Annotated in this window: 16 protein-coding genes and 1 pseudogene; 7 read left to right on the forward strand and 10 right to left on the reverse strand. The window is 60.3% G+C overall.

The annotated features are described in order from the left end of the window. The first annotated feature begins 24 nt into the window (after window positions 1-24). From NKH49_RS18040 to NKH49_RS18055, 4 genes are all read left to right on the forward strand, one after another. A complete protein-coding gene (locus NKH49_RS18040) occupies window positions 25-519 on the forward strand; it encodes an Hsp20/alpha crystallin family protein (protein WP_352832974.1) in 495 nt (164 codons plus the stop codon). Window positions 520-591: 72 nt separating this feature from the next. After that, complete coding sequence (locus NKH49_RS18045) at window positions 592-1,338, forward strand: ETC complex I subunit (protein ID WP_352706444.1); 747 nt, start codon at window positions 592-594, stop codon at window positions 1,336-1,338. 9 nt (window positions 1,339-1,347) lie between these two features. Further along, on the forward strand, window positions 1,348-1,707 hold the full coding sequence (gene rpoZ, locus NKH49_RS18050; RefSeq protein WP_352706441.1) for a DNA-directed RNA polymerase subunit omega: 360 nt from the start codon (window positions 1,348-1,350) through the stop codon (window positions 1,705-1,707). Then, the gene (locus NKH49_RS18055) at window positions 1,692-2,057 is read left to right on the forward strand and encodes an SPW repeat protein (RefSeq protein ID WP_352706440.1); all 366 of its coding nucleotides are present in this window, start codon (window positions 1,692-1,694) and stop codon (window positions 2,055-2,057) included. Before rpoZ ends, NKH49_RS18055 begins: the two co-directional genes overlap by 16 nt. Window positions 2,058-2,175: 118 nt before the next feature. On the opposite strand, the gene NKH49_RS18060 is transcribed toward NKH49_RS18055, so the two are convergent. Genes NKH49_RS18060 through NKH49_RS18070 form a run of 3 tightly spaced genes read right to left on the reverse strand, consistent with a single transcriptional unit; the run spans window position 2,176 to window position 5,117 of the window. After that, a complete protein-coding gene (locus NKH49_RS18060; protein ID WP_352927078.1) occupies window positions 2,176-3,312 on the reverse strand; it encodes a two-component system sensor histidine kinase NtrB in 1,137 nt (378 codons plus the stop codon). Between the two features lies 1 nt (window position 3,313). Then, window positions 3,314-4,810, reverse strand: coding sequence for a circadian clock protein KaiC (gene kaiC, locus NKH49_RS18065; RefSeq protein ID WP_352927081.1), 1,497 nt, complete (start codon window positions 4,808-4,810; stop codon window positions 3,314-3,316). Next, on the reverse strand, window positions 4,797-5,117 hold the full coding sequence (locus NKH49_RS18070) for a circadian clock KaiB family protein (RefSeq protein WP_352927084.1): 321 nt from the start codon (window positions 5,115-5,117) through the stop codon (window positions 4,797-4,799). Before NKH49_RS18070 ends, kaiC begins: the two co-directional genes overlap by 14 nt. Before the next feature lie 257 nt (window positions 5,118-5,374). On the opposite strand from NKH49_RS18070, the gene NKH49_RS18075 reads away from it, so the two are divergent. Together NKH49_RS18075 and ftsH are read left to right on the forward strand one after the other, a co-directional pair. After that, window positions 5,375-6,118 (forward strand): Crp/Fnr family transcriptional regulator, encoded by a 744-nt coding sequence (locus tag NKH49_RS18075; RefSeq protein ID WP_352927087.1) that lies wholly within the window; start codon window positions 5,375-5,377, stop codon window positions 6,116-6,118. Window positions 6,119-6,272: 154 nt separating this feature from the next. Further along, a complete protein-coding gene (gene ftsH, locus NKH49_RS18080; RefSeq protein WP_352927090.1) occupies window positions 6,273-8,198 on the forward strand; it encodes an ATP-dependent zinc metalloprotease FtsH in 1,926 nt (641 codons plus the stop codon). 264 nt (window positions 8,199-8,462) lie between these two features. On the opposite strand, the pseudogene NKH49_RS18085 reads toward ftsH, so the two are convergent. The 7 genes and pseudogenes from NKH49_RS18085 to NKH49_RS18115 form a co-directional block, all read right to left on the reverse strand. Further along, window positions 8,463-9,074, reverse strand: a pseudogene (locus NKH49_RS18085) (protein-L-isoaspartate O-methyltransferase family protein); the annotation flags it as partial. A gap of 257 nt (window positions 9,075-9,331) precedes the next feature. Then, complete coding sequence (locus tag NKH49_RS18090) at window positions 9,332-10,963, reverse strand: ABC transporter ATP-binding protein (RefSeq protein ID WP_352921388.1); 1,632 nt, start codon at window positions 10,961-10,963, stop codon at window positions 9,332-9,334. Next, window positions 10,953-11,837 carry an ABC transporter permease gene (locus NKH49_RS18095; RefSeq protein WP_352874089.1) on the reverse strand — a complete coding sequence of 295 codons (885 nt, stop codon included), beginning with the start codon at window positions 11,835-11,837 and terminating at the stop codon, window positions 10,953-10,955. The genes NKH49_RS18090 and NKH49_RS18095 overlap by 11 nt, the downstream gene beginning before the upstream one ends. Beyond that, the gene (locus tag NKH49_RS18100) at window positions 11,834-12,880 is read right to left on the reverse strand and encodes an ABC transporter permease (protein ID WP_352921390.1); all 1,047 of its coding nucleotides are present in this window, start codon (window positions 12,878-12,880) and stop codon (window positions 11,834-11,836) included. Before NKH49_RS18100 ends, NKH49_RS18095 begins: the two co-directional genes overlap by 4 nt. A 94-nt stretch (window positions 12,881-12,974) precedes the next feature. Beyond that, complete coding sequence (locus tag NKH49_RS18105) at window positions 12,975-14,582, reverse strand: ABC transporter substrate-binding protein (RefSeq protein WP_352927093.1); 1,608 nt, start codon at window positions 14,580-14,582, stop codon at window positions 12,975-12,977. A gap of 112 nt (window positions 14,583-14,694) precedes the next feature. Next, window positions 14,695-15,048 (reverse strand): Rieske (2Fe-2S) protein, encoded by a 354-nt coding sequence (locus NKH49_RS18110; RefSeq protein ID WP_352503722.1) that lies wholly within the window; start codon window positions 15,046-15,048, stop codon window positions 14,695-14,697. 11 nt (window positions 15,049-15,059) lie between these two features. Then, entirely contained in the window at window positions 15,060-16,142 is a 1,083-nt protein-coding gene (locus tag NKH49_RS18115; protein WP_352927097.1) for an amidohydrolase family protein, read from the reverse strand. A gap of 133 nt (window positions 16,143-16,275) precedes the next feature. On the opposite strand from NKH49_RS18115, the gene NKH49_RS18120 reads away from it, so the two are divergent. Continuing rightward, a complete protein-coding gene (locus tag NKH49_RS18120) occupies window positions 16,276-17,133 on the forward strand; it encodes a LysR family transcriptional regulator (RefSeq protein WP_352503720.1) in 858 nt (285 codons plus the stop codon). Window positions 17,134-17,174: the final 41 nt, after the last annotated feature.

Below are 17,174 nucleotides of genomic sequence, written 5' to 3' on the forward strand. Positions count from 1 at the left end.
GGTTGAACGTGGAGGTGAATGACAATGAACATGCGTGACCTTATCCCGTGGGGCCGCAACAACAACCAGGCCCCGAGCATCTATAGCGGTGGCGACCCGTTCCTTTCGCTTCACCGCGAGGTAAACCGGCTCTTTGACGATATGTTGAGGAGCTTCGAGACGCGCTTGCCTGCTGCGGGGCAGCTTTCGCCTTTCGAGAGCGGCTGGCCGAAGGTGGAGATCTCGGAGTCGGATAATGAGCTTCGCGTCACCGCCGAGGTCCCCGGCATGGAAGAGAAGGACATCGAAGTTCTGCTCGACGAAGACGTGCTGACCCTGCGTGGCGAAAAGCAGTCGGAGACCGACGAGAAGGACTATTCCGAGCGCTTCTATGGTCGCTTCGAGCGGCGCATACCCCTTGGCTACGAGGTCGAGGACGACAAGGTCAAGGCGTCCTTTGCCAATGGCGTCCTGACCCTGACGCTGCCGAAGAACCCGAACGCGCAGTCGAAGGTGAAGCGCATCCCGATCACCCACTGACGCATGGAGCAAGTCGGAGGCGGCAGGCCGCTGCCTCCGGCGCATCCTTCGCCAAAATGGGAGGGATGAGTGATGCAGAAGCAAGAAAGAGAAGTCACACCAGTCGTAGAAAATCTCGAACTGGCAAACGACAACCGCGGGCGAGCGCCGCTGTTCGGCAGATCCGAGTTCCCGAGTGATGCGGTCGCACGGATCTACAAGCCTTGCCGCTCAGTCATGACCTCCGGCCGTGCGCGGCCGAAGGTCTGGCGGCTGGTGTTCGAGCGGCGTACTGCGCCGGTCATTGAACCGCTGATGGGCTACACCGGAAGTGGTGACACGCTGACCCAGGTGGAGCTCGATTTTCCGACGGCTCAGGCGGCCATCGACTATGCCGAACGGCAGGGGCTTGCCTACGAGGTTCAAGGAAGCCCGGCGGCCGAAAAGTCCGTCGAATCTTCTGATGCGGACAAGCGGCTGCAGGCCGGCGCAGACGTTGTCTTGAACCGCCTCCAGTTGACTTTGCTGCAGACCAGCTATGGCGCTGTTTCGCAGGCGTCGCATTATCGAGCGGCTCTGGCGGACTCGGAGGCACTTTTTGCATCGCCGATGGATGTGGTCGTCGACCCTCTTCTGACCGCCGACGAGAAACGCGCCATCCTGCGCAACTGGGCGTGGAATGAGTATCTGGTCGATCTCGCAACGGCCGAGGGGATGCCGGAGAACGCGCGTCCGACGCGGCTCGACGAAGTGGAACAGGCGCTGGTCGCATTGGAACCCTGGATGACGGCAGCGAACCTGACCGTCTCCATTCCTGAACAGAAGCAGAAGGCAATGTGAGGTGACGCTATGGATCCGCTCATTGTGTTCGATTGTGAAAATACCGTGCCGAACCGTTTCGCACTGGCTGTCGCCGCGGTGAGACGGGCTCGTGCACTCAGCCGGGGCGCCGAGCCTCGCCTGTCCGACAAAGTGACTGTGGCCGTCGAACTCGCCTGCGTGAGATCGCCGGCAACCGGTTCCAGCCCGACGAGTCAAGCCCTTCGTTCTGGCGGGTTCGGTTCCGCGCGATCGCCGGGTTCGGCCCGGCCGACGAAGAAAGCTTCGCGGTGGCGAAGGGCAATCCCTGGCCGCCGCACCCGCCTTCGCTCAGAGGGCGGTGCACTGACCATGTCAGGAAAGGAGGATGAACAATGGAGAAATGGCTGAAATCTGAAACACGTCCGGTGATCGACATCCTCAATGTGATCGCCGGCATAGCGCTGGTTCTGTCGCCTTGGTTTCTCGGCTTTGCGGCTGAACCCCATGCGGCCTGGAACGCCTGGATCGCCGGTGCGGTGATCGCCCTGATCGCCGTGGGTGCACTGGTTGCGTTCCATGCCTATGAGGAATGGGCAAACCTGGTGGTTGGGCTATGGACGCTGATCTCGCCTTGGGTCCTCGGTTTTTCGGCTCTGGCTGCCGCCATGTGGGCGCATGTGATTGTGGGCGTCATCGTGGCGGCCTTGGCTGCCGGAAACCTCTGGTTCTTCGGCGACCGTCCGGTTTCAACGGCCTGACCAGTCTCTCCGGCGGGCCTGGATTTCCGGGCCCGCTTTTTTCAACCGTCTTCGATGGGGTCTGCCGTTGCAGGCGTTGCGGCCAGGCACATCGGCAGCCGAAACACAGGCCGCTTTTTCACCGACGTGTATTGAGCCGGATCTCGCCCTGCAGCTCGTCATTTCCCGTGCTTGGCGCGCGGGGAAGAAAGAGATGAACGCTTGTTCCCTCGCCGACTGCACTCTCGATCCGAACATGCCCTCCAGACTGCTTGATGAAGCCGTAAACCTGGCTAAGCCCAAGTCCGGTCCCCTGGCCATCCGCCTTGGTGGTAAAGAACGGCTCGAACACCTGGGCCAGGACCTCCTTGCTCATCCCGCACCCCGTATCGCGGACCGTGACCCGAACGAAAGAGGCAGCCAGAGCGGGCACGTCTTCGATGTCGCCTGGAGTATCGCTGGTCTCAATCGCCAGCGTGCCCCTGCCGGCCATCGCGTCCTTGGCATTCACAGCCAGGTTCAGGATGGCGACGTCCAGCTGATTGGCGTCGACGAGGACAGGGCCAAGTGCCGGATCCAGCTCAAGGCTAATGCCGATCCCGTTCCCCAGCGTCCGCTCCAGCAGCATCGTGACGGCTTTGACTCGTCCATTCAGGTCGATTCTCTCCGGATACAGCGACTGTCCGCGAGAGAACGCGAGCAATTGCTGCGTGAGCGCACCGCAGTTTTGCGTTCGTTTCAGCAACTCTTCAATCAGAATCGCCGTGTTCGGATTGGCAGGATCCTGGCGCAGCTGCTTCTGAAGCAGTCGTAGCCCCGATTCGAACACCGCGAGCAGATTGTTGATGTCGTGAACGATGCCGGCGGCGAGCCGGCCGATCGCCTCGAGCTTTTGTGATTGACGTCGACGCTCCTGCTGCGCGCGTTGCGCGGAGACGTCGCGAAGACTGGCAAGCAGCGCCGGCCTACCATCCCAGCTAAGCTCGACCGTCCGCATTTCCACTTCGGCTGGTGCTCGATTGGGTCTGTGGACGGTGATTTCCGTGGTTTCACCCGATATGACCGGTCGCCCGAGGGGAATCTGGACGAGATCGGCAGCCGGACAACCGAAGATCGCGGCCGCCGCCGGATTTGCATAAAGCACCGTTCCCGTCAGATCCACGACGAGAACCCCGTCGGCCGTGGTTTCGATCAGCCGTCGAAAATCGAACTGGCTGATGCCCGTCAGACTTGCCTCGCCGTATTGGTCGAAGATTTCGGCTGCGGCGCGCGCCATCTCAACGCTCCTCACGCCAAGGACGCGGCGGAGCGCCGAACACGTCGGGCGCGCCATCGAAGGGCTGACCGAGATGCATCCCGGCGCTGTCGATTGTGAAGCGCCGAATCTGCTTGTCATGCTCGCTGCCGCGCATTTTCAGCACCATGATCCCCCGATGCATGAAATCCCCTTCCTGGATGTACCGCAACAGGATGATCGAGTCCGTGAGGGTTGAAATATGCTGTTCGCTGGCACTCTGGCCGCCGACGAGCGATTTGTTGGTGGCTGTGCAAAGGCCAGCGATCTCGTGTTTCTTGATGAAGGAAGTGAGGCTGATCAGGAATTCCCGGAAACCGGTCTCTGGTGCGATCCGTTCCAATGCCGACAGGCTGTCGATAGCGATCCGGTCAGGTTTGAACTCCTCAACGAGTTCGCGAATCATCAACAGGTGATCCGGCAAGTTCTGCGCTTCCGGGTAAATGCAAACGACCTTCAGCCGGCCATCCGCCTCCATGCCCTCGAAATCGACGCCCCAGCCGCGCGCATTGCGGAACAGCTGGCCGCGGCTCTCTTCGTAGCCGACCAGCAAGGCACGTTCGCCAGCCGCTGCGCCGCCTGCCAGAAAGTTGGTCACCAGCAGCGTCTTTCCGGTGCCCGTCGCACCGCTGACGAGGGTGACGCTGTCGCGGAAGAATCCACCGCCACACATCCTGTCGAGTTCCGGATTGCCGCTCGTCACCCGCTTGGTGCTGGATTGCTGCTCAAGCCGCAATGAAGACAGTGGCACTGCCACTATGCCTTGCTTCACCATGAGCGTGATCGGCACCTCGCCCTCGACGTGGCGGCTGCCCCGCATCTTGAGAACTTCGATCGTGCGCCTGCGCCGCTCGCGGTCGAGCGCGTTGCGCAGGATTACGACGTTGTCGGCAACGAACTCCTCGATCCGGTGGCGGGAGATCTCGCCATACTCGCTGTTGCGTTCGGCGGTCATCAGCACCGTCAAACCATCCCTCTTTAGCGCTGTCGCGATGCGAAGGAGCTCCCGACGCACCGATGTCTGCTCCGCGACGAAGTGGTCGAAGAGCTGGGTGACCGAATCCAGCACAATGCGCTTCGCCGCGGCGTTTCGCGCAGCGTACAGGACACGCGCTAGCAAGCCTGACAAATCGAAATTGCCGATAATCATCTGGTCGTGGTCACGCGGGCTGGCGTCGACGAAAACCAACTTGTTCGTCTCGCGCCAACGGCGGATGTCCCAGCCGAAGCTGGCCATGTTGACCTCGATCTCGAGCGGCGATTCCTCGAACGTGACGAAGACGCCTGGCTCGTCGAGCACGGTGATGCCATGGGCCAGAAACTGCGTTGCAAATACAGTCTTGCCACTGCCCGGCGTGCCTCCGACGATGGTGGTGCGCCCGCGCGGCAGGCCGCCCATCACAAGATCGTCGAAAGCCTCGATACCGGTCCTGACGCGTTCGAGCACAGGATCGATGAGGATCTCTTCAGCTGTGGTCATAGCCACTGTCCTTCTTGCGATAACCGAAATAGTCGAGAACCTGAGCGATGTTGCCGATGTCGCCAATCAGCCGGCGTGGAGGGGTGGTTGACTCATCCGAGAGCGCCGGCGTCGCTAGAATGCCGGCCCTTTCAGCCTCTTCAGGATGGGCGAGGACGTCGACGACCTGGATTTCGACACGGCCGGCCAACTCCTCCACTATCCTCAGACGGCTTTCCAGCGCCCGCCGGGCGCCCGGCGCATCGCCGGCGACATAGAGTCGAAGCAGGCCGTTGGCCCCTGGATTGGACCGATCATTGACGCTCATGTTCACGCCTTGCTGCAGGGAGTTGCAGTTTTCGGCGTGCACGAGGCGCCACGCCACGGAATCCAGTCGCCGGCATTTTTCTTCCCTCAGCAGAAGTCGGTCTGCCTGGAAGCCGATGCACCACGGCTCGCGCTCGGTGAGGCCTGGATCAGCGCCCCTTATGTCTTTGTAGATAGCTGTGCCTGGTTCGTCTGCGCACTTGTGAACATTTCTCCACATTTGGCGTTGTAGACGTCCCATTTGAAAAGAGGAGTGCGATGGAGAACCTGCAAAAACAATCGGAGCCGATTGGAAACAACCTGCTTCGGGCACTCAGGGCGGACGACTGGGAGATCCTGCACCCAGGACTCGAACAATGGTGGGCGTCCGCCGGGACACTGCTGCACGAACCAGGCGATACGGTCCGCTTCGCTTACTTTCCTTGCGGATCGGCACTGGTCTCCTATCTTGTCGTGCTGAGCGACGGGCGAGCGATAGAGACTGCGCTGATCGGTCGTGAAGGAGCGGTAGGCGGCATCGTCAGCCAAGGCAGACTGCCGGCGTATGCGCGGGCCGAAGTTCAGCTTGGAGGGGTATTCTTCAGGATCGACCTGCACCATCTCGAAGAAGCCAAATTGCGTTCCTTGACATTGCATCACCTGTTCGCCCGTTACGCCGATTGCCTGATGGCGCAGGTGTTCCAATCCGTCGCCTGCAGCGCAGCGCATTCGATTGAACAGCGCACTGCAAGATGGCTGGTGGCGGCGACAGAACGGACGGGGGCACAGGAACTGGGTGTGACGCAGGAACAGCTTGCGACAATGCTAGGCGTCGGCCGCAGCTATCTGAGCCGAGTCATCCGCGACCTGCGGCAGCGCGGCGTCATCGAGACGCGGCGCGCCCGGCTTGCGGTGCGCAATGCTGACGGGCTGCGTTCCCTTGCCTGCGAGTGCAATGCGGCGGTCAGCCATCATTTCAACGACGTATTGAAAGGAGTCTATCCGGCGGAGGAAAACGGCTGACAAATTCGCCGGGCCTGCCGCACAGGAAGGACAATGACTGACCCACTATCGTCGCCGGCCGGTCTGGGGCCTCCCACTTTTTTGCGCCGGACCCGGCCTGCACCGATGCCGCGCGGGCTGGGGGACCTATATCCGTTTCCCTGTGGAGGCCGCCATGGACGTGAGGAACAGAAAGACGCAGTTCAATATCTGGTACTGGATCGCGGCGTTCGTGGGCGTGATGGTCGTCCAGTATATCTATGCCACGACGCAGCACGTCGCCCAGATTCCGTACAGCCAATTCGAGACCCTGTTGAACGCCGGCAAAATCGCCGAGGTGCAGGTTTCGGACCGCTTCATCCAGGGCCGCTTCAAGGAGCCGCAAGACGGCAGGCCGCTGTTCATCACCACACGCGTCGAGCCGAACCTCGCCCGCGACCTGCAGGAGCACGGTGTCACTGTGACCGGCCAGGTCGAGAGCACTTTCCTGAGCGACCTGCTGTCCTGGGTTGTGCCGGTGCTCGTCTTCTTTGGCCTGTGGATGCTGCTTCTAAGACGCATGGACGGCGGTGTCGGAGGTTTGATGCAAATTGGCAGGAGCAAGGCCAGGGTCTATGTTGAAGCCAATACCGGGGTGACGTTCGACGATGTGGCGGGGGTCGATGAAGCCAAGGCCGAGCTGCAGGAGATTGTGGATTTTCTCAAGAACCCGGGCGAATACCGCCGCCTCGGAGGCCGCATGCCCAAAGGCGTGCTGCTGGTCGGACCGCCGGGGACGGGCAAGACTCTGCTCGCCAAGGCCGTCGCCGGCGAAGCCAAGGTCCCGTTCTTCTCGATTTCCGGTTCGGAGTTCGTCGAGATGTTCGTGGGGGTCGGGGCCGCGCGCGTGCGCGATCTTTTCGAGCAGGCGCGGTCCAAGGCTCCCGCAATCATATTCATCGACGAGCTCGACGCTCTTGGCCGCGCCCGCGGGACCATGGTCGGCGGTCACGACGAAAAGGAGCAGACGCTCAACCAGCTTCTGGTCGAACTCGACGGTTTCGATCCACAGATCGGCGTCGTGCTGCTGGCCGCGACGAACCGTCCTGAGATCCTTGATCCGGCACTTCTGCGCGCCGGCCGTTTCGACCGCCAGGTATTGGTCGACCGGCCCGACAAGCAGGGTCGCATCAAGATCCTGCAGGTTCACATGAGCAAGGCCAAGCTGGCGACGGATGTCGATGCGGAAAAGGTGGCGGCGCTGACGCCCGGTTTCACCGGTGCTGACCTGGCCAATCTCGTGAACGAGGCGACGTTGCTCGCCACGCGCCGCAAGGCGGATGCGGTAATGATGGGAGATTTCAACAACGCGGTGGAGCGCATCGTCGCGGGACTGGAGAAGCGCAACCGGCTCCTGAACCCGAAGGAGCGCGAGATCGTCGCCTACCATGAAATGGGTCATGCGCTGGTAGCCATGGCCCTGCCTGGCGTCGACCCGGTGCACAAGGTGTCGATCATACCACGCGGCGTCGGCGCGCTCGGCTACACTATCCAGCGTCCGACCGAGGACCGCTTCCTGATGACGCGCGAGGAGCTGGACAACAAGATGGCAGTGCTGCTCGGCGGCAGGGCGGCCGAATGGATCGTATTCGGCCATCTGTCCACCGGAGCCGCCGATGATCTCGCCAAGGTAACCGACATAGCGCGCGCCATGGTGACGCGTTACGGCATGTCGGCAAAACTCGGCCACGTGGCGCTGGAAAAGGACCCACGCTCCTTCCTGAGCCCCAACCCGCTCGCCGGCGGACCGCGCGAGCACGATTACGGCGAAGCCGCCGCCGATGCCATCGACGCAGAAGTGCGCGACATTGTGGAGGCCGCGTTCGAACGAAGCGTCAGCCTGCTCACCTCCCGGCGCGACGTGCTGGAAAGGGCGGCACGCAGGCTGCTCGAGACCGAGACGCTCGATGAGACTGAACTTGCGGCGCTGGTCGGAGACGTCTCGACGGCGGATCGTGCTGCGCAGGATAGTTCGCGTAAGAAGACGGCTGTGTTGCAGCCGGCCAGGACCGCGGCTGCAATCCCCACGCGCGGATCGGGGAAATTGCGGACGCAACAATGAGTGTTTCGGACTGCTCCCGCCGGCACAGACCGCTCTTGGAAAGCCGTGCCGCACGCTACGACGGTGACACGCAAGATCGACATTGATCTCTAGGCTTTCGAAATCCAGTACGTGTCGGTTCACCAGCCAAGCGGTCTCGAGACCATTTGCTGGTCGGCCTCGATGGTACTGTGCGAGACCGGTGACCTTGCCTCGCGCAGCTTTGAGGGCGACCATCAAGGCCTTTTCTTCGTCACTGCGCCTGGCTCCGCTGCAAGGGTAAAATCCGCATGGCACAAGTGATCGTACGGGAAACGTATCGCCAGCCCTTTCCAGAAGCATCATGAAACCTCGTCGGTCTTCACCCGTGAACGGCAATGCCATCCGGCCAGCGTCGGACAAATTTGAAAGCCACCGTTCCGGCACGTGCGTCACTCCGGCAAAGGCGATCACGACATCGAGGTCTGGCAGATCAATTGCCTGCGTTGCATCACCGCACGTCACTTCGACGTGCGCATAATGAGCGAGATTGCCTTGCGCGCGCCGAGCTAGTTCTTCGTCGATCTCATATGCAATCACGCGTCCTTCAGAACCCGTCAGTTCAGCGAGGATGGCGGTGAAATAGCCGACACCGGCGCCCACCTGAAGGACGGTCTGGCCGGGAGTGATGTTCAGATGGTCGAAAACCAATGCCCAAAGCGACGGCAAGCCGCTGTTCAGTCCGCGTTTTTCGTCAAGCAAGACCAGAACGTCGTGGTAGATCTCATGAAGTGCGGCTGAAGGGCTGGTATGGACCGCCCCGATTTGCAATCTCGAATGGATACGCCATGGCCCGTTGCCAAAGTAGTGTTCGCGCGGAACCTTTGCGAAGGCCTCGATGACCGCAGGATTGTGCAAGACAGGTGATGCGACACGCAGGTCTTCGGCAAACCACCGGCGCTACACTAGCATCGATTTCTGTTGGCATAGAGTATCGGCTCCCGGATTGCGCGTACTCCATCATGCTCTCAGAAAACCGAGTGACGGCAAAGGGCGCCTATCCTCGTATGGACGGGGCGACGCGCGCTGTCCGTTTGCGACCGAGCGCGGTCTCGCCGAGCGCCTTCCGCGAGACTGTAAACCGTGGCGATATGGAAGAACACTGTCCCCGACGATCACATCGTCCGGCTGGCGAGCAGCCTTGTCAGCCAATCCGGATCCATTTCCGGCACGGAGGACAGAAGCCGTTCGGTATAGGGGGCATGCGGCGGCGTGAGAATTTCGCTCTTTAATCCCTGCTCAACGACTTTACCCTGGTGCATGACCACAATTTCGTCGGCGATCGCCCGCACGGTGGCAATGTCATGGGTGATGAAAATGTAGGTCATGCCGAGCTCGCGCTGAAGCCGGATCAAGAGCTTCAGGATTTCCTCTTGCACAATCTGGTCGAGCGCGGACGTGATCTCGTCGCAGATTATCAGCTCCGGATCGGCGGCCAACGCCCGGGCGATGCAAACGCGCTGCTTCTGGCCTCCCGACAGTTCGGCCGGCAGACGATCCAGGTAAGTTTCGCTCATCTCGACCATGTGCATGAGTTCGCCGATCCGCCGATCCCGTTGTGCACCCTTGAGGCCAAGGTAGAATTCAAGCGGACGAGCTATAACTTCTTCGACCGTCTGGCGCGGATTTAGGGCGTTGTCGGGCATTTGATAAATCATCTGTATGCGTCGCAGGATCTCTTTTGGGCGCAACTTCACGGTCTTGGAAAGGGCCTGGCCGGCAAAGGAAATCGACCCCGAAAGCGGGGGCAGCAGGCCGGTAACGACGCGAGCGAGCGTCGATTTCCCGGAACCGGACTCGCCGACCACAGCCACTGTTCTTCCGCGTGGAACTTTGATCGAGACATCCTGGAGCACCTTAACCGCCCGGCCGTAGGCCGCGGTGACGTTGTCTATCGTAAGCAAATATTCATCGGCCGGAACTTCGGGCTTGGCGAGCTTGCGCACGGCCCAGAGCGTCTTGGTATATTCCTGGGTGGGCGAGGCGAGCATCTGGCGCGTTTCTGCCTCCTCCACGGTTAGTCCATGGCGCAAAACCATGATGCGGTCCGCCATTTGCGCCACCACCGCCAGATCATGCGTCACATAGATTGCAGCGGTGTTGAACTCCTCCACGATGTTGCGAATGGAGGCGAGAACTTCGACCTGCGTTGTCACATCGAGCGCCGTCGTTGGCTCGTCGAAGACGATGAGGTCCGGACGGCAAGCCATCGCCATCGCGGTCATCGCCCGTTGCAATTGTCCGCCGGAAACCTGGTGAGGATAGCGAAAGCCAATGGTCTCCGGATCTGGAAGCTGAAGACGCCGATAAAGATCGACCGCACTCCGGTTCGCTTTCTCTCGGCTGGCAATCCCATGCGCCACCACGGTTTCGACAGTCTGATCGAGGAGTCGATGGGCCGGATTGAAAGAGGCCGCCGCGCTTTGCGCGACATAGGCGATACGGGAGCCTCTGAGGCGACGCCGCCCTGTTTCGCTTAGTGCCAGAAGATTGATCCCGTCGAACAGGATCGAGCCCTGTGTAATACGGCAGCCCGGCTTGGCGTAACCCATCGCCGCGAGGCCAATGGTGGATTTGCCGGCGCCTGACTCGCCGATCAGGCCAAGAACATCCCCCCGCTTCAGCGCCAGATCGACCCCGCGGACAATGGGATACCACCGCTCGTCCGAGAAACCCTCCACATGCAGATTGCGGATCTGAAGCAGATCCTTGCCTTTTTCGCGCAATCCGGGAGCGCTATTTTTCATCCCGCAACCCGCTTGTTGCATTCAGGAACCAGTCCACGACGAAATTCACAGAGACCGTGAGGAGGGCAATCGCGCCGGCCGGCAGCAGCGGCGTGACGTCGCCGTAGGTGATCAGGGTCGCATTCTCGCGCACCATCGATCCCCAATCGGCGGTCGGTGGCTGAATACCGACCCCCAGGAAGGACAGTGCCGCGATCGTGAGGAATACGAAGCAAAATCGCAAGCCGAACTCCGCGACCAGCGGCGGCATCACGTTGGGAAGGATTTCCTTGGCGATGATCCATTTCGGGCCTTCGCCGCGCAATCGCGCCACTTCGACATAGTCCATTACCGCCACGTTAAGCCCGACGGCGCGTGCGAGCCGAAAGACACGGGTAGAATCGAGCAGCGCAATGATGATTATCAGGCTTGTGATCGACGAGCCGAAGATCGAAAGCAGCACCAGGGCGAAGATAAGGCTTGGGATCGACATCAAGACGTCCACCGCACGCGACAGTATCTGGTCGAGCCATCCTCTATACAACGCGGCAAGAAGGCCTAGCGAGACGCCGACTGCGAAGGACAGCAATGTAGTCGCGACGGCTATACCGATGGTGTTGCGCGCACCGTAAATCAAGCGTGTGAGCATATCGCGGCCGAGCTGGTCGGTTCCCAATTTGAACTGCTTGCTCCACGGTGCGAAGGCCTCGCTGAAGACCTGTGTTTCGCCGTATGGGGCGATCCAGTGCGCGAAGACCGCAACGACGACATAGCCAATGATCACGAGGATGCCGAACCAGGCACTGAAGGGTGCCTTCCTCAGCGCCGTTTTGGCCCGGGTGGCGCGCGAGCGCCTCAGCCTGTGAACCTGCGCGATGGGTTCGTAGCTGGTCATCGTGGATGCAAGAGCCTGGGATTGGTGGCGATGGAAATGATGTCGGCGGTCAGATTAAGGAGGATATAGGTCGCCGCGAAAATCAAGGCGCAAGCCTGGACAACCGGAACATCCCTTGATTTGACCGCGTCGACCATCAGCTGACCGATGCCGGGATAGACGAACACCACTTCGACGACGACCACTCCGACGACGAGATAAGCAAGATTGAAGGCCACCACCGTGACGATCGGAGCCCATGCGTTGGGCAAGGCATGCCTGAGTACGATGGCCATCGGCGAGACTCCCTTGAGACGCGCCATGTCGATATAGGGGCTTGCAAGCATGTTGATGATCGCCGCTCGTGTCATGCGCATCATGTGTGCGACGATGACGAGCGTAAGCGTGGTCGCCGGCAAGGCTACTCTCCAGACCTGATCCCAGAACGGCGTCTGGTCGTTCACGTTCGACAATGTCGGGAACTTGGGAACTGCGTTAAGTATCCAGTTCAGTGACACTGCAAGCCAGTGCGGCAGGGATTGTGCGAACTCGGAGCCGATGAATGTGTCGCGCGAGATGACCAGGTAGGCAAGCATATAGGCGACGAAGAACTCCGGGAACGAAATGGTTGTCAGCGTCACTGCGTTGACCACCCGGTCGAACCAGCCATTGCGGTGGAGCGCAGCGAGGATGCCCAGTCCCAAGGCGAGCGGAACTGCGATCAGCGCGGTCATCGATGCGAGGAACATCGTATTGTAAAGGCGCGGCGCGATGATCTCTGCGACGGTGCGCCGATATCCGGTGCGGCTTGCGAACGAAGAGCCGAAATCCCCGTGGAGCATCTGCCCGACCCAGACGAAATAACGCTCGACAGGCGGACGGTCGATGCCAATTTCTCGCTGGAAGGCGGCGACCGTTTCGGGTGTCGCGGATTGTCCGAGCATCGCCTTGGCGAAGTCGCCCGGCAGCATTGCAATCGCAGAGAAGATAATGATGGAGACGATGAACAGCGTGACCAGGCCGAGGCCAAGGCGCTGCAGAACCGTTCTTGCGACCGGGTTCATTTGCTCGCGTTTCCCGTTGCCGTCGCTGCCCTGCCGGCAGGGCACGCGGCTGCAAGCCGAAGCCCAGTAGCCATCGCGGGTCCGGCCCGCTCTCTCACGCAGTGGCGATCCACCAGCGTTCGGCCATCTTCAGTCCGTCGTTCTCCCAGTTCGGCGCCACTTCGCCATGTGCGAGCTTATTGGATTTGGCGCTGACGAAGTTGTTGAAGACCAGCACGATGCTGCCGCCATCATCATGCGTCAGTTGCTGCATCTCGGCATACATTGCCGCCCGCTTGGCCTCATCCGTCTCGGCGCGCGCCTGGACAAGCAACTCGTTGAAGCGGGGATTTTTCCAGAACGACTCGTTCCAGCTGGAATCGGCGGCGAAGGCTTGCGTGAACATCCAGTCGGCCGTGGCGCGACCACTCCAATAGGAAGCGCACCAAGGTTTCTTGAGCCAGACATTGTCCCAATAGGCGTCCTCGGCCTCGCGCACGACGTTTACGTCGATACCGCACTGGGCTGCCGTCTCGCGGATCAGCGCAGCCGCGTCCACCGCGCCTGCAAAAGCGGCATCGGCGACCGAGAGGTCCACCTTCAGTTTCTCCATTCCAGCCTTTTTCAGATAGTGCTTGGCTTTCTCCGGATCGAAACTGTGCTGCGGCTGCGGATTCGTGGCGAATTTAATCGCCGGCGCGATCGGGTTGTCATTGGCCACAGTGGCGTGACCGAGAAAGATCTTGTCGACGATCTCCTGACGGTTGATCGCCCACTTTAAGGCCATCCGGACATCCGGATTATCGAACGGCGCCATCGTGACATTCATCGGCAAGGTGTAATGGCCATAGCCGGTGACCTCGACGATCTCCACCTTGGGGTTGCGTTTCAACATGCCGAGGGTCTTAAGGTCGGCGCGGCCAATATAGTCCACCTCCCCCGTCGATAGCGCGGCCATGCGAGCGGCGAGATCGGTGATGGCGATGAACTCCACCTCGTCGAGATAGGGTTTGCCGTTCTTGAAGTAGTTCGGATTGCGCTTGAGTTTGGCCGAAACGCCGGGCTGGAAATTCTCAAGCACGAAAGCGCCGGTGCGAACGCCCGATCCCCAATCCGCCTTGCCGTCCTTGGCCGGCATGATGACCAGATGGTAGTCACTCATGATGTAGGGGAAGTCGGCGTTGCCGCTTTTCAGCGTGAAGACAACCGTTTCGGGGCCATCCGCCTTAATGCTGGCGACGGGCTCAAGCAGCGGCTTCGCCGCCGACTTAGTTTCGTCGCCCATATGATAGCGAAGCGAAGTCACGACATCGTCCGCCGTCACATTCTTGCCGTTGTGGAAGGTTGCGCCCTTGCGAAGCTTGAAGACCCAGCTTTTGGCGCCATCGGACGATTCAAAGCTCTCGGCAAGGTCCGGTTGGACGTTGCCTTTGGCGTCGACCTCGGTGAGGCTGTTGGACATCGAGCCCGAGAACGCTGTCTGTGTGAAGGTGTCCGGGTAGCCGGCCGGATCGATCGAATCCGTCGTCGCGCCATGTGCCATTCCGAGCTTGGCGAAGCCGCCCTGCAGCGGTTCGGCCCGGGCCGTGCTGACGAAGAGCTTATCCGCAGCGGTGACCGTCAGCCCAGCGGCCAGCCCAAGATGAATGAAGTCGCGACGGGAAATCTTGCCGCGACCGATCAGGCTTTGAGCGATAGCAAGCTTGTATCCAGATTCTGACATTTGACTCTCCCATTGCGGATTTTCCGCGTTATTGTTCGTCACGCACCCTGTTAAGAAATCTACCCGTTAGCCGCGATAATCATTTCTGCTACTTTTCGAATCCGTACCTCAATCAGGCCGTCACATAGATGCTGCCCGCCTCGACCGTTACTGGAAATGTGCGCGCGCGAACGGACGGATCGACCAGGGCCGCGCCCGATTTGATATCAAATTCCCAGCCATGCCAGGCGCAGCGCACGATCTCGTTTTGGCGGTGATAGATGAACTGCGCCTCTTCGACCGGTGCAGTTGTTCCACATTGCGGCCCCTCGCAAAGGGGAGCGCCGCGGTGCGGACAAACATTCAGCAGCGCGTGGAATGAATCTCCGATGCGAAAAACGCCGACCGAAAGGCTGCGGATCTTGGCGATGAAGGGAGATCCGGTTTCGATCTCGTCGACTCTACAGATGTATGTCTTCTCGGGCATCGTCTGCTTCCTCAGGCAGCATTCGCCGCTTGCGCGCGCGGGATGCGCTTGTAAACCTCCAGCGCATTCAGCCCCATGATCTTGCTCTTCCAGGCAGGAGGGATTTGCAGCGTGTTGGCATCGTCATAGTCCCAATGCGGATAGTCGGAGGCAAACATCAGCGTATTTTCGCCGTCCATCGCCTCGAGAGTGGACCAGAGATGCTGAATATTTGCGGGCTGCTCCAGCGGCTGCGTGGAAAAGCGGATGTTGCGCCGGCAATATTCGGACGGCAGCATCTTTAGCCATGGCGTCTCTTTGCGTAGGGCTTTGTAGTCGGCGTCCAGGCGCCACAATACCGATGGCACCCAGGCGACGCCGCATTCGATGACCACGAAGTAGAGGTCCGGCCATTTTTCGAAGACGCCATGCGCAATCATGCTTGCGACATGCGAAATGGCCGACATGTGCAGGATGGCATGGGTCTCCCAGAAGAATGTCGTCGGGGCCGGAGCAATCGCGGTCGAATTCACGCCGCCATGGCCGCCCAGATGAATGGCAAAGGGCAGCCCCACCTCGGCGCAAGCCTCATAAATTGGATGGTAAAACAGATCGCCATAGGGCTTGACGGAGCCTTGCGAAGCGAGAACCTGAACCATGCGCGGGTGATTGCCCAGACGGCGTATCTCGGCGGCCGCGAGCTTCGGATCCTGTGGCGCGACGATGATCGAGCCCATGAAGCGATCGTCCTTCGGCAGCCATTGGTCGATCTGATAGTCATTGTAGGCGCTGACGAGGGCGCTGGCATAATAGGGATTGGCGAGGGTGGAAGCCTCGATCGGCTCATCGCCGGTCAGGATCGCCACGTCGACCTTGTACTTGTCGAGGTGTTTTTCCTTCATGATGAGATAGTTGTCGGCTTCTGTTTTCGGACGGACGTCCTTGCGTGAGAAGTCCTGCGGATGAAACCAGGGACGATGGCCATGCGGGAAGGCGCCAACGGGACCTGTCTTCTCGCCTTCAACGAACATGTCCTTCCATAGGCCGGAAAGGTAAGGCTCCAATACAGTCGCGCTCGACCAGTAATTGTGACAATCGCAGTCGACTATGAACACGTTGCTCAGCTCCGTAGCTTCAGCCTGGACGATCTGCCGGCCGATTTCACCGCGTGCAGCTTCCGCCTTGAGTATTGTTTGATCAAGCTTATGATCCTGCGCAATATGATCGACTTTTTCGATCGGAGGTCATGTGCAGCTAGATCACATCGAAACCTTTCTCGACATCATCGAGTCGCGAAATTTCAATCGTACCGCCGACCGGCTGGGGTTGACCCAGTCGACGATCAGCACCCGCATCAAGAATCTGGAGAGCGCGATCGGGTCCGAGCTCTTTCTGCGCGGGCGCGCCGGCGCTGAGCCGACAGCCGCCGGGCGGCGGTTCGAAGCCTATGCCAGATCCTTGCTGTCGACGTGGTCGCAAGCTCGACACGATGTGCGAGCGTTCAACCGTTTCGAGGGCACGTTGCGCATCGCCGCACAGGTGGGGATGACCCGTTCGGTCCTGCCGGGATGGGTCGAGACACTGTGCCAGGCGCTTCCAAAATCCTCGATCCATGTCGAGTCGGACTATTCGAACCAGATGGTCAGCGACCTAAGCATGGGAAATCTCGATATTGCCGTGCTTTATGCGCCTCGCTACCTGCCTGAGATCGCCTACGAGCATCTGATGGTCGAGGAATATGTGATGGTTTCGACGGCTGCCAGAACGCTGTCTGATGTCGACCCTGAAACCTACATTCGCCCAGGCTACACCGCGGTGCTGGAAAAGACGCACGCAGAGCTGCTGGCCGAGCTTGCGATCTGTCGGCTTTCGACGGGATCGGAAACTCTGGCGGAGATCATGCTGCGACGAACGGGCGGCACCTGCTACATGCGCAGCGACGATGCGCGCCGGTTCACGGCCGAGCTCCCATCGTTCCTCGTCGAGGGAGCGCCGACGCTGCACCAGCCAGTCCACACCGCGATCCTTGCGCGCCGCAAACACGAACCCATTATTCGCAAGGGCATCCGAGCTCTCCAGGTGGCTGTAATGTCCCTGGAAGTTTAATCGAAATTACCGATCATAAAGGTAGGATTGCGCGGCTGTTC

Origin of the sequence: Mesorhizobium sp. M1088 (assembly GCF_040318575.1) — a bacterium.
In the GTDB taxonomy this organism is placed as follows: domain Bacteria; phylum Pseudomonadota; class Alphaproteobacteria; order Rhizobiales; family Rhizobiaceae; genus Mesorhizobium.

Bases quoted from the DNA above. Each gene is read 5' to 3' on its own strand.
- NKH49_RS18040 (WP_352832974.1), top strand. From the start codon at position 25: ATGAACATGCGTGACCTTATCCCGTGGGGCCGCAACAACAACCAGGCC.
- NKH49_RS18045 (WP_352706444.1), top strand. From the start codon at position 592: ATGCAGAAGCAAGAAAGAGAAGTCACACCAGTCGTAGAAAATCTCGAA.
- rpoZ (WP_352706441.1), top strand. From the start codon at position 1,348: ATGGATCCGCTCATTGTGTTCGATTGTGAAAATACCGTGCCGAACCGT.
- NKH49_RS18055 (WP_352706440.1), top strand. From the start codon at position 1,692: ATGGAGAAATGGCTGAAATCTGAAACACGTCCGGTGATCGACATCCTC.
- NKH49_RS18060 (WP_352927078.1), bottom strand. From the start codon at position 3,312: ATGGCGCGCGCCGCAGCCGAAATCTTCGACCAATACGGCGAGGCAAGT.
- kaiC (WP_352927081.1), bottom strand. From the start codon at position 4,810: ATGACCACAGCTGAAGAGATCCTCATCGATCCTGTGCTCGAACGCGTC.
- NKH49_RS18070 (WP_352927084.1), bottom strand. From the start codon at position 5,117: ATGAGCGTCAATGATCGGTCCAATCCAGGGGCCAACGGCCTGCTTCGA.
- NKH49_RS18075 (WP_352927087.1), top strand. From the start codon at position 5,375: ATGGAGAACCTGCAAAAACAATCGGAGCCGATTGGAAACAACCTGCTT.
- ftsH (WP_352927090.1), top strand. From the start codon at position 6,273: ATGGACGTGAGGAACAGAAAGACGCAGTTCAATATCTGGTACTGGATC.
- NKH49_RS18090 (WP_352921388.1), bottom strand. From the start codon at position 10,963: ATGAAAAATAGCGCTCCCGGATTGCGCGAAAAAGGCAAGGATCTGCTT.
- NKH49_RS18095 (WP_352874089.1), bottom strand. From the start codon at position 11,837: ATGACCAGCTACGAACCCATCGCGCAGGTTCACAGGCTGAGGCGCTCG.
- NKH49_RS18100 (WP_352921390.1), bottom strand. From the start codon at position 12,880: ATGAACCCGGTCGCAAGAACGGTTCTGCAGCGCCTTGGCCTCGGCCTG.
- NKH49_RS18105 (WP_352927093.1), bottom strand. From the start codon at position 14,582: ATGTCAGAATCTGGATACAAGCTTGCTATCGCTCAAAGCCTGATCGGT.
- NKH49_RS18110 (WP_352503722.1), bottom strand. From the start codon at position 15,048: ATGCCCGAGAAGACATACATCTGTAGAGTCGACGAGATCGAAACCGGA.